The sequence below is a fragment of the Rhodococcus sp. APC 3903 genome (assembly GCF_030407755.1).
Classification (GTDB): Bacteria; Actinomycetota; Actinomycetes; order Mycobacteriales; family Mycobacteriaceae; genus Rhodococcus_F; species Rhodococcus_F erythropolis.
Genome location: NZ_JASDCV010000002.1, coordinates 227792 through 239038, shown reverse-complemented (window position 1 = coordinate 239038; position 11247 = coordinate 227792). Strand labels below are relative to the sequence as shown.

The following is an 11247-nucleotide window of genomic DNA, read 5'->3' as shown; positions in this document are numbered from 1 at the left end:
TCAGATCCTCTCCGGAACCGTGACAGCCGTCAACCCGCTGGTTTTGTCGGTCCAGTGAATGGCACGGTCCTCCAGCATCACTGGTGTCCACAACCTGTAGGTCTTCACCTGATGGTGATGACGACACAGGCATTGGAGGTTGCTCACAATGGTCCACCCTCCACGTCTCGGATCGGAAGGATCGAACTCGGTGATGTGGTCGAGTTGGCACCTGTTCGCGGGCACCGAACAACCAGGGAACCGGCAGTGACCGTCGACGGCCCGCACCAATGCGGCCAGAGCCGCTCCCGGAGCATAGGTCAGCGCGCCGGGAGGTGGATCGGGCTGGGCGCCATGCCCATCCGATCTTCGAACTATGTCCGGGGCTCGCGCGACCAACCGTTGCATCGCCCGAATCCGATCTCCGCAGCCTTTCGGTTCGCGACTCAGGCGATCACGTCGGGTGACAAGCGGCAGGACAGTCGGAGCATGTTGCCGACGCGGTCGATTCCCGGCGGCCTGAGAGCGGAAGTCGACAAACAGTGCCTGCCAAGTGGAATCGGCGGCAAGCTCGCGAGCAAAGTCGGGATCGATTGGCCCGTACCCGTCGATGCTCGCGGGATCTGACGTCAACCCGAGGAGCGTCGCCAGATCGCACACGATGTGCAGCAACGGCTTCCGACGTGAGGGCGCAGTTGATCGACTTGCTGGGGATACTGCCTCGCACGTTTCGCTGCCACACTGGCAAGTCAGCCCGTTCTCACCGTGCAGGAGAGCAACCAGCGCGTCGGCCCGGCGCGTCGAGGCATTTCGTGGATCGTGGTTGCAGACGCTTCCGGCGGCCTCGTTGATCAGGCCAAGCGCTTCGACAGCCTCGTTCGCGCTGAGTGTTGCCTGCAACTGGGCGAGTCCGTGACGGTCTGCACGCGTGCGAACATCGCGGTGTTCCAGCATTTTCCGGCGACGTTCGGCGGCAGCGTCCGGATCGTAGGCAAAGAGCTGACGTTCAATGTCGCGCTCCAGTTGCCCGGGCGGAAGACGGTGCGCGGAGGCAAGTACTCGGCGCTCGAGTGCTGCGATCGCCTCGGGGGCGGCCCCGGTGAGTCCGTCGACAATCTTGCGCACACGCGCATAGTCCAGCTCGCCGGCAGCAAATGCAGCCTTGGTGAGCGGAAGGAACTCGCGCAAGGCGTCACCGATCTCGATGTGAACTTCGGCTGTGCGCCGCGAACACGTGAGCATGACCGCGATCTCGTTGCACGCGATCCGCCACGCCTTGTCGACATCACCGGACACGTCGAGTTCCGCATTGAATCTCGACTCCGACAACATCGATGCACCGAGCACCTTCTGTGCGGCCAGCATGTTCTCGCTCTGCGCCGTTGCAAAGAGTATGTCCGGCAGCACGAGTGGATCGACGACAGGACGGCCGTCATCTACGACTGCGCCCACACCGCCCGTCGATCCATTATCGAACATACATTCGAGACTAGACCTGCCCACCGACAAGAAAGCTAGAGTGCCGGTTTGTATCCCTTACCCTGCATCCAGGCGAGCACATCCAGCACCCGGATCGCCGGAATGGCATCGTCCAGTCCGGCCCGAACTCGCAAGTCGAGCAATCGCACGTGTAATTCTCCGTCGTGCAAGGCCTCTCGTACCGGTTCCAGATGGGCAGCCTTCGTTCCCAACTCCCGCCCGATGACGTCGTCGTAAATCGGGTGAAGCCGCGGACGCTTACGTGCGATCAGTTTGGACGCCATGGTTCGCCCGACACCGTGAATCTCTCGAAGCGCCGTCTCCAACCGCCACACCGGAGATTCCGGAGTGAAGGGATCGGGTTCGTTCGACAGGTCGCGATCGGGGCCCACGTCGGCCAGGAGTCGGTTCAGTTCGGCATTGTTCTCCCCGAGCAGGAAGAAGGCCCCTTGCGCCGGAACCTGAACCGACAGAAGCGTCACCGCAACAAGATCTTCCGCGGTAAAGATGTTCGCATCACGATCGCGGTTGCCACTGGGATCCCAGGAATCCCACAGCGCACCGGTACGGAGATAGCCCGTCTTTCGGAGCGGCCTCGTGAAGTATTCCTGCAGCACGTCGACCGCGCCGGCATCGTCCCCGTCTCGCAGCACACGCGGGAGGCGGATGGGCAACTGATCAACCATGGTCGAGCGACCTTTCCAGTACATATTTGGCGAACCCGGAGTTGTGATATTGCCGAAATGGGCCCTTGCCCTTGGCAACAAGATGCTCCGCGAGTGGACGTACCGTCGTCACGTCGACAGGCAGTAGGGCGAACTGTTCCAACGCATCCGAGTCCTCGAGACTGCAGTCGATCACGGTCCCGTCGCCGTCGGCGGACGCCAACTCGGTGCGTCTGATGGCGACCAGATCGTGCTTGGCATCGAGTTCTTCGATGCTGCAGCCGGTTCGCGACTCCAGTGCCGAACTGGATACGTACACGGACATGACGTGCTCGATCGGCTTACCGCCGACCAGATGGCACTCGACGCTCAGAATCTCCATCGGACCGATGTTGAGTGTGAACAAGCGATGGCGCTCCGCCGATCGATTTGTCGACGGCAGGCAACTGATCGTCCACTGTTCGATCTCGACGGCGGCCGGCGCATCGAACGCGTAGGAGAGAACCTCGGCAATCAGCTCGGCGAGATCTTCGAAGAGCGGGTCGCGCTGCAACCGCTCGAAATTCTCGACAGAAGCGGCGGGACGCACAGGCGCCTTGCTCACGCAGGTCCCCTCTCGTCCGGTGCTTTGCTCTCAGACCTCGCGTCCAAGGTACCCAGCCCTACGCGGGTCTCGCGCGTTCGCCCTCACATACACCCTCGCGTTATGGTTCTCGACACGCACCACCGCCTTACCGATCGCTAACTCGAGGAGCACACGAAGTGGAAATCAAGGGAACCGCAGCACTGGTCACCGGAGCGGCATCAGGCCTCGGCGCCGCAACAGCCAAGCGCCTCGCCGACGCCGGTGCTACCGTCTTCGGCCTGGATCTGCCCGCGTCGATCGAGCGCGCAGGCGACAACGTCCCCGCCGGCGTCACTCTCATCCCCACCGACGTGACCAGCGGCGAAGAGGTCGAGGCAGCGATCAACCAGATCGTCGAGTCGGGCTCCCCGCTGCGCATCGTCGTCAACTGTGCCGGTGTCGGCTGGGCGGGACGCATCCTGTCCAAGAAGGGTCCGCACGACCTCGAGCTGTTCCGCACGGTCATCACCGTCAACCTGCTCGGCACCTTCAACGTCATGCGCCTGGCCGCCGACGCCATCTCCAAGACCGAGGCCGTCGACGAGTCCGGCCAGCGTGGCGTCGTCATCAACACCGCTTCCGTTGCTGCCTTCGAAGGACAGATCGGCCAGATCGCGTACTCCGCTTCCAAGGGCGGCGTGCACGGCATGACTGTTCCGGCTGCCCGTGACCTCGCGCAGTTCGGCATCCGCGTCAACACCATCGCCCCCGGCATCATCGACACCCCGATGCTCGCAGGCGTCACCGACGAGTACCGCAAGGGCCTCGAGGCCGGCGTTCCGTTCCCGTCCCGCCTGGGCCAGCCGTCCGAGTACGCGCAGCTCGCGCAGATGATCGTCGAGCACGACTACCTCAACGGCGAGACCATCCGCATGGACGGCGCTCTCCGCATGGCGCCGCGCTAACTTCCCTGCTGTGCGCCTTTATTAACCGCCCGCGGTTAATAAAGGCGCACAGTTGTCAGAACGAATGAAAATACCCACCGCTGGATTGGGCAGTTGCGCTGAGGTACTCGGCCACTTCCGTCGCCGGCATCGGTCGGCTGACGTAGTAACCCTGAACCAATTCGCAACCGGCGGTACGCAAGAGACTCAATTGGTCGGCCGTCTCCACGCCTTCCGCCAATGACTGCATACCGAGCGCCTTCGCCACCTCGACCACCGAAGTGACAACTGCCGAATCACCCTCGCTCAGTTCGGTGATGAACGACCGGTCGATCTTGAGAATGTCCAACGGCAGTTTCTTCAAACTCTCGAAAGACGAATAGCCAGTTCCGAAGTCGTCCAGGGCAATCGCAATTCCGGTGGCACGCAGGCGATCCAGCTCGGCGACGGCAAGCTCCTCTACCGCTCCCGTCTCTGTGATTTCCAGCTGAAGCCGTTTGCTGGACAGACCGGATGCCTCCAGCGCATCGTTGACTGCTGATCCGAAGCCGGACGACATCAGTTGCACCGGAGAGACGTTTACCGTCACGTAGGTATCATCGGGCCAGGTCGTCGCTTCGGCGCAGGCCATGTGTAAAACCTGAAGCCCCAGCGGGACAATCAAACCCGTCTCTTCCGCGACATCGATGAAGATGCGCGGCGCAAGCACTCCCCGCACCGGGTGGTTCCAGCGAAGCAGTGCCTCGAATCCCTCGACGCGGCCGGTGTCCGCACGAACCTGCGGTTGGTAGTACAGCTCGAACTGCCGAGACTCGATCGCAAGCCCAAGCTCTTGCAGGGCCGATGCTCGTTCCCTGGCCCGCGCCCGCAGCGCCGGTGAGTATTTTCCGACCCGGTTCTTGCCGGCAGATTTTGCCGCATACAGCGCCAGGTCGGCGGACATGACAAGCGTGTCCGCGTCTTCGGAATCTGCCGGTGAGCTGGCATAACCGATCGATGCACGAACCTCGATGCGATTCCCCCGCACGAAAAACGGCTCACGCAGTGCACCCAGATAGCGAGCAAACACCTCGCCGCCGTCCCCTGTTCCCCGCAAGACGACGCCGAATTCGTCGCCACCGATTCGGGCACACATGGCACCGTCGACCACCCGATTGAGCCGTGCAGCAACGGAAATCAGCAATTTGTCGCCGACGGGGTGTCCTAACGTGTCGTTCACCGACTTGAAATTGTCCAGGTCGAGGATGCCGACAAGAACCTGCTCGCCGGTCCGGACAGCGCCGAGCGCGTCGGACAGCTCCGTGCCGAACGTCCGGCGATTCGGGAGCCCGGTCAGTCCGTCGGTTGCAGCGAGCCACAGAATTCGCCGCTCGTAGTTGTACTTCTCGGTGATGTCCGAGCCCACGCCTCGCCAACCCACGAACTCCATGGCCTCGGAAAGCCTGGGATGACCCGACAGAGACCACCATCGGTCGACGCCGCCGACACGAACGGGAATGACGACCTCTCGAAACGGCATGAGGCGGTCGAGGTGATCTCCGATGACGTGGACCGCGGCTCGTCCACTCTTCGTCGAACCGACGTCGAGCCGATCCAACAATCCGCGCAGCGACAGGGTTCGCAGGTCGGAGACGGAGACTCCCGAGATCTGCGACAGCCGAGCGGAGGTGTGCGACAACGTCCCGGTGGTGTCGACTTCCCACAGCCAGTCGCGTGACCCGCCCTCGAAATCGTCGAGAAGCAAACTGACCGTCTGGCGCTCGGCAGCAGCCTCGAACTCGGCAAGACAACGACTTCGGAACGACGCCCAGAGGTACACGACGCCGATAATCAGTGTCACCGAGTAAACGACCAACTGGAACGAGAGGACAGTGTATTCGGTGGTTCTCTTAGGCAGGATAACGACGAGCAATCCGATGCTGTGCACCAGAATCCACGCTACCGCTATCGACCGAACCGTCGACAATGCCACGGCGCCGGCGCCCATGACTCCGGCGAATGTCGCTATAAGCACAAGCTTTCGCGAGTTGTCCGTCACGAGCAGCATCGCTGCGGCGAGAACGACAAGCAGAAGCCCAAGCAGGATCACCTCGAGCATGAGCGCCCAGTAGTCGTACCTCGTCGTATGTTTGGGCGTGTACCGGCCCTTCAGGACGACTCGCGGTATCCAGACGCGCACCGAATTGAGGACAACCAAGAAGGTCGCAGAACCCCAGATCACCCGAAACTCGTTGTGACCGGGGGGTATGACATACGCAAGCAAAGCGCACACGCTGAGTACATTGACCATGTTGGCCAGTGGCGCGACCGTCGTCACCTGCAGTATCTGGCGTGCGAAGAGGTCGCGCCGCTCGACGTCAGACAGTTCGGCGTCGCTCGCACTCGAAGTCAGCCTGCTCAGCATGCAACACCCTCCATCGTGGAGCCGACCAGATGAAGGTAGCGCGGATGCGGGCTCGGGACACACGATGACGAGAAACTACGAATTGAAACACACTGTTAAATAGGATGTTTCAGACAATAGCGACAGAACGGATCGGCGCTACAACTCGGAAGCCAGCGGAATTTCCTTCTCCGCGCGGTCCGTCATCCACTCACGTAGGACCTTGGTGGCAATGACGTCGTCCTCGTTGTATTGCAGGATGCGTGTCCGCTGCGTCTCGTCCGGCTCACCGTCGTAGCCGACCGCCTCGCGGTACCACGCCATCGACGCTTCACCACCGGCTTCGGCGTCACGCCAGTTGAACCCGGCGACGGGGGCAATCTTCTTGAGTCCCTTGCCGTTCGGGCAGATGAACTGATCGCTCACCGCTTGATAGATGTCAACCCACTGCGGACTGTCGATGAACTCACGGATCTCGTCCTTGCTCGGAATCCCGGGCTCACCGGCAAACCTGCGCGCCGAGTCCAACAACCACTTGTCCTCGGCCGAACGCGAATAGCAGTATGCGGCAAAGGTTTTACCCGAAGCAGCGGCTGCGGCACGCTCCGCCATCAGCCAGCCCCAGAACTCCGCGAACGACCGCGCCTCGTCACGCGTCGGCAGCGGATCCCACGTCGCAAATCCTCGATACATCGAGAAGCCACCGACATTGAGCAGCGTTCCCCACAGGTAGGCGCCGTGCTCCTGATAGCTCTCCATGTCGACGTCGATCTCGATGTCCGCCCGAGTCACCGAGATCTTCTCGAACCGCCGCACCAACGGAGCATCTGCCAACCACGCCTTGGCGATCACGACTGCGTCGTCGAAATTTCCGTGCGGCCAATCCTCGAGCGGCTCACCGTCCCAGGCGGCCAGCTGATCTATCGTGTTGCAGCCGACGTCGCGCAGAAGCTCCGCTCGCGATCCGACAGCCACCAGGCTGACATCGCGGTTGCGAACCAACTCCTGCTTGCATTCGGTCCACCAAGGGCACGACTTGCACTCGCTCACCTGTGACGGAGACGTCAGCACCTCACCGCGGGCAACAGCGATACGGTCGGCGAAACGCTCGTCGTAGTCGTCGAGAATCGCACTGAGGTCGTGGACGAGGACGCAGTCTCCGTTGTATCCGATCGCGCCTGCCGTGAGCGACGGGCTCGCCAGCCCACGACGCTCGAGCATCCGATAGACCTGCGCGACGCGCATCTGATCGCGGACCTGACTGCGAACCTTGCGCTTGGGATCGACCGCGGGCTCCCATTCGAAGAGCCCCGAGGTGATCGCGCCCTGGCCGGGATCGGTCACCTTGTGATTGACGACAATGACGGGGATGTACCCGCCGCCCTCGTCGTCACGGATGAGCATTTCGCAGCGGCCCTTGCGTCCAGTGTCGCGCTCGACCGGCAAGACCGCGCCCCAGATCCGGTCCGCGCCGGCCTCACAGGCAGCAAGTGTGTCACGAGCCTGAGCCGACGCCGATTGATCGGGGTTGATCTTCACCCAACGCTCGGGAGCAGCGCCGATCACGAGTTCGGCGATCTCCGCGCGCTTCGCGATCGCGGCATCCTGGCGCTGCTTGACGCCGGTGTCGACGGGTTCCGAAGCCGATTTCCCGGGAAACAACCCGTCCAGACGCACCCGATGACGGCATCGGGTCAACGCCCCCGAATCGATGATCGGGAGCTGGGGCGCGGGGTTGTTAACGGAACACACGATGACGAAGATTATGTGCTCCCCTAGGCTGAAGCCGAAGCGCAGGTACCTGGCAACACACAAACACCTGGAAACGGGGTCCTTTTCGATGGGGTTGTTCAAGAAGCGAAAGTCTCGTGCCACCCGCAAGGCGGAGGCAAAGGCTCTCAAGCACAAGGCTGAGGTCGAGGCGAAGCTCAACGCCAAGAGCCAGCGTAAGCGCGACAAGGTCGAGACCAAGTCGCTCAAGAAGCTGGAGAAAGCCGAGATCGAGTCACAGCACAAGATCGAAAAGGCGCAGATCGCGACCCTGAAGGCGCAGGAAAAAGCCGCTGCGAATCAGGGCCTGACTGTCGCCAAGGTGCGTAAGTACCTGGGTGTGGCACGTCTGCTTGCCCCCGTTCTCCTGCCGATCGCCTACCGCGCTGCCACGGCTGTGCGCGCCCAGCTCGACACCACGCGTGCACAGAAGATGGGCATCGCCGTCGACCAGCTCGGTGACTACACCGGTCACGGCGCGAAGTTGAGCGCTCGTATCGCCGGTGCCGAGAGCTCGGTCACCGAGATCCTCAGCCGCAAGCCCGACGATGCGGAGACGCAGCGTTTTGCCGCCGCCATCCGTGAGCGCCTCGGCGATCTCAGCACGGCAGTTCGCGCTGCCGAGCAGATGCCGCAGGCTCGCCGTAAGGCAGCTCACCAGGCAATTTCTTCCGAACTCGACGGCGTCGAAGCAGATCTGCTCGCACGTCTCGGCGTGCGCTAGACCTGAGAACGCCAGTGAGAGCAGCCGAGCAGACCGCGACCCTCCGGGGGATATCTGTCGGTTCCGCTTCGGCTGCTCTCGCTGTCGCCGCGCATGGAATCGGCGGAGGCGAGCTGCCACAGTCGTCGTCGCTGACCCTGTTGCTCGCCGTCTGCGCAACCGTCGGCGCCGTGACGGCCACCCTTCCCGCCCTCTCCCGGGGGCCCGCTGCCCTGATCGTGGCGCTTGGCCTGGGTCAGCTTGCCGCCCACACCACCATGACGCTCTCCGAGCACGCTCATTCGCCCGCTCCGGGATTGGTGATGCTCGGTGCTCACGCCGGTGCCACCGTCGCCTGTGCGGTGGCGGTCCTGGCCGCCGAGCGCCTCTACCGCGTTGTCACCCACGCTCTTCACGTCGTCCTGGCGTCCCTGGCTCCCGCCGCCGTCACTTCCCGCGGCCACACCGTCTCGACCGGAATCCATCACGGACCCGTCGACGCCCTTCTTCGCGCCAGCATCTCGCGGCGCGGTCCTCCTGCCCTGGTCTGAAGATTCGTAGAACTCCCCACCCCTTCACCAGACCAAGAGGACACTTCCCGACATGAAGAACACCCTGATTTCGCGTGCGGTTGTCACGACCGTCGCTACCGGCAGCGCTGTGCTGCTGGCCGCCGGAATTGCTTCAGCACACGTCAGCGTCGTCGCACCAGGAGCTACGCAGGGCGGGTACTCCGTTCTCACGTTCCGCGTGCCCACCGAATCCGACACCGCTTCGACCACCAAGCTGACGGTGGCCCTCCCCGACCTCAAGTCGGCACGCACCGAACCGATGCCCGGTTGGACCGCCGTCGTCGAGAAGGACCCCACCTCGCTGGTCGCGAAGTCCGTGACCTGGACGGCCGACCCCGGCGTCGGAATCGCCCCCGGCCAGTTCCAGCAGTTCGTCCTTTCCGCCGGCCCGCTGCCGGAGCAGGAAGAGGTCGAGTTCAAGGCCGTCCAGACGTACAGCGACGGCAACGTCGTCAACTGGGATCAGGAAGAACTTGCCGACGGCAGCGAGCCGGACAAGCCCGCGCCGACGCTGACTCTCGCCGCATCCACCGGCGATGCTCACGGAGCGCCTGCTGCCGATAACACTGCCGAGACGTCCGCTGCTTCCGAATCTTCTTCGTCAGACAACACCGCGCGCTGGCTCGGCGGCGTCGGCCTGGTGCTCGGCGCCTTGGGCGCTGCACTCGGCCTCGGCGCACTGGTCAGGAGCAAGCGCTGATGAGTACCCGGATCAAGGTCATCACCGTCGGCATGCTCGCGATGCTGGCCACGATGCTCGGAATGGGCACGGCCAGTGCGCACTCCGCGGTTGTCGGCTCCAACCCGGAAAACGGCGCGTCCATTCAGGTTGCGCCTGACAAGGTTTCGGTCACGTTCAACGAGGCTCTGCAGGCGCAGTTCGCGGCACTGACGGTCACCGGCCCGGACGGCAACCTCTGGACCAAGAGCGATCCGTCCGTCGAAGGACCCACTGTCAGTGCAGACCTCGGCGATCTCGGGCCGACCGGCGTCTACACCATCGCGTACCGAGTCACTTCCGCCGACGGTCACCCCGTCAACGGAACTCTGACCTTCACCCTCACCGAGGCGGGGTCGGGCACTCCCGGCGCTGCCGCTGCGTCGAGTACGGGTGAGTCGGAGTCCGGCAGCATGCCGGTGTGGATCTTCATCGTCGCCGGCGTCGTCGTGTTCGGCGGTGCGCTGTTCTTCGTGCTCCGTAAGCCGAAGTCGAGCTGATCGCGTGACGGGTACGGCAAACAGGTGGTGGTTGCTGTTTGCCGTACCCACAGCGCTGCTGGGAGTCCTGATCGCCTGGGGCCTCGCGAGTCCGTCGGGACCCGAATCGTCGAGCACTGTCCGCGTTCTCGCGATCGGATGCGGCTCGTTGACGCTCGGCATCGCGACGCTTGCCTGGATGGGCCGCAGTGAACGCCGTCCGGCAACAACCCCCGCGATCATGTGGACTCAGCTCACCGCGGCGGCAGCGGTTTGGCTCGTCGCCGAGATCACGCTCCTCGTGCTCAATGCCGCAGCGGCAGACGGCGCCCCGGTCACCTCACTGACCATCGGGCACTTCGGCGCATTCGTCTCCGAGGTCAACGTCGGCCGCGTCGGTGTCGCGATCATCGCGTGCGCGTTTGCCGTGGTCTGTTACGGCATCTACGGGTTCACCAATCCCGAGACGGTGCCGGTCGCACCGGCATTGGTCGTCTCCGCGTTGGCGCTCGCTGCCCGCCCGATCACCGGGCACATGGCGCAGCAGAGCTTCGGATCGATCCTCGACGCCGTTCACGTCCTCGCTGCGGCCTTGTGGTTCGGCGTGCTGGCCGCACTCGCGCTTGCCGTACCGTCGCGTGGTGCCTGGGCGATCTGGTTGCCCAGGTACTCCGCCCTCGCCTGGCGATGTGTCCTCGCGTTGGTCGTCACCGGTATCGTCAACGCCGTCGTGCGACTCGACTCGCTCTCCGCCTCCTACGACACCGCTTACGGCCGGGTGATCCTCGCCAAGATCGTGGCGATCGCAATGCTCGTCGCACTGGGATGGTGGTGGCGCCGGACATGGGTGGTCGCAAGTGCTGCACACCGCATGAGTTCGGACGGATCCCTGCGCCGCGCCATCGGTGAAGTTGTCTTCATGGCCATCGCATTCGGGCTCGCCGCGGCCCTTGCGACAACTGCGTAAGACGTGCCTCAGCACAAGATTTC

General features: G+C 63.5%; 11 protein-coding genes. 6 read left to right on the top strand and 5 right to left on the bottom strand.

Annotated features, from left to right (window positions below):
• Genes QMA15_RS03565 through QMA15_RS03555 form a run of 3 tightly spaced genes read right to left on the bottom strand, consistent with a single transcriptional unit; the run spans window position 1 to window position 2727 of the window.
• A complete protein-coding gene (locus QMA15_RS03565) occupies window positions 1–1458 on the bottom strand; it encodes an HNH endonuclease signature motif containing protein (RefSeq protein WP_279164395.1) in 1458 nt (485 codons plus the stop codon).
• A 35-nt stretch (window positions 1459–1493) separates the two neighbouring features.
• Window positions 1494–2144, bottom strand: coding sequence for a DUF6308 family protein (locus QMA15_RS03560; protein WP_020905714.1), 651 nt, complete (start codon window positions 2142–2144; stop codon window positions 1494–1496).
• Window positions 2137–2727: a hypothetical protein gene (locus QMA15_RS03555; RefSeq protein WP_020968068.1), complete on the bottom strand. Its 591-nt coding sequence runs from the start codon at window positions 2725–2727 to the stop codon at window positions 2137–2139. Before QMA15_RS03555 ends, QMA15_RS03560 begins: the two co-directional genes overlap by 8 nt.
• 158 nt (window positions 2728–2885) lie before the next feature.
• Between QMA15_RS03555 and QMA15_RS03550 the strand changes: the two genes are divergently transcribed.
• On the top strand, window positions 2886–3653 hold the full coding sequence (locus QMA15_RS03550; protein WP_019746337.1) for an SDR family NAD(P)-dependent oxidoreductase: 768 nt from the start codon (window positions 2886–2888) through the stop codon (window positions 3651–3653).
• Window positions 3654–3708: 55 nt separating this feature from the next.
• On the opposite strand, the gene QMA15_RS03545 is transcribed toward QMA15_RS03550, so the two are convergent.
• Together QMA15_RS03545 and QMA15_RS03540 are read right to left on the bottom strand one after the other, a co-directional pair.
• Window positions 3709–6036, bottom strand: coding sequence for a bifunctional diguanylate cyclase/phosphodiesterase (locus QMA15_RS03545; RefSeq protein ID WP_290283688.1), 2328 nt, complete (start codon window positions 6034–6036; stop codon window positions 3709–3711).
• 138 nt (window positions 6037–6174) lie between these two features.
• The gene (locus QMA15_RS03540; RefSeq protein WP_029537352.1) at window positions 6175–7731 is read right to left on the bottom strand and encodes a TM0106 family RecB-like putative nuclease; all 1557 of its coding nucleotides are present in this window, start codon (window positions 7729–7731) and stop codon (window positions 6175–6177) included.
• A gap of 124 nt (window positions 7732–7855) precedes the next feature.
• On the opposite strand from QMA15_RS03540, the gene QMA15_RS03535 reads away from it, so the two are divergent.
• The 5 genes from QMA15_RS03535 to QMA15_RS03515 are packed head-to-tail and all read left to right on the top strand — an operon-like array spanning window position 7856 to window position 11224.
• Window positions 7856–8509: a DUF6474 family protein gene (locus QMA15_RS03535; RefSeq protein WP_003944178.1), complete on the top strand. Its 654-nt coding sequence runs from the start codon at window positions 7856–7858 to the stop codon at window positions 8507–8509.
• A 14-nt stretch (window positions 8510–8523) separates the two neighbouring features.
• Window positions 8524–9039, top strand: a complete 516-nt coding sequence (locus QMA15_RS03530; protein ID WP_019746333.1) for a hypothetical protein — start codon at window positions 8524–8526, stop codon at window positions 9037–9039.
• 52 nt (window positions 9040–9091) lie between these two features.
• On the top strand, window positions 9092–9760 hold the full coding sequence (locus tag QMA15_RS03525) for a YcnI family protein (protein ID WP_020905708.1): 669 nt from the start codon (window positions 9092–9094) through the stop codon (window positions 9758–9760).
• Complete coding sequence (locus tag QMA15_RS03520; protein WP_029254160.1) at window positions 9760–10278, top strand: copper resistance CopC family protein; 519 nt, start codon at window positions 9760–9762, stop codon at window positions 10276–10278. Before QMA15_RS03525 ends, QMA15_RS03520 begins: the two co-directional genes overlap by 1 nt.
• Window positions 10279–10282: 4 nt before the next feature.
• Window positions 10283–11224: a CopD family protein gene (locus tag QMA15_RS03515; protein WP_182262317.1), complete on the top strand. Its 942-nt coding sequence runs from the start codon at window positions 10283–10285 to the stop codon at window positions 11222–11224.
• The last annotated feature ends 23 nt before the right edge of the window (window positions 11225–11247 follow it).

Bases quoted from the DNA above. Each gene is read 5' to 3' on its own strand.
- QMA15_RS03565 (WP_279164395.1), bottom strand. From the start codon at position 1,458: ATGTTCGATAATGGATCGACGGGCGGTGTGGGCGCAGTCGTAGATGAC.
- QMA15_RS03560 (WP_020905714.1), bottom strand. From the start codon at position 2,144: ATGGTTGATCAGTTGCCCATCCGCCTCCCGCGTGTGCTGCGAGACGGG.
- QMA15_RS03545 (WP_290283688.1), bottom strand. From the start codon at position 6,036: ATGCTGAGCAGGCTGACTTCGAGTGCGAGCGACGCCGAACTGTCTGAC.
- QMA15_RS03535 (WP_003944178.1), top strand. From the start codon at position 7,856: ATGGGGTTGTTCAAGAAGCGAAAGTCTCGTGCCACCCGCAAGGCGGAG.
- QMA15_RS03525 (WP_020905708.1), top strand. From the start codon at position 9,092: ATGAAGAACACCCTGATTTCGCGTGCGGTTGTCACGACCGTCGCTACC.
- QMA15_RS03520 (WP_029254160.1), top strand. From the start codon at position 9,760: ATGAGTACCCGGATCAAGGTCATCACCGTCGGCATGCTCGCGATGCTG.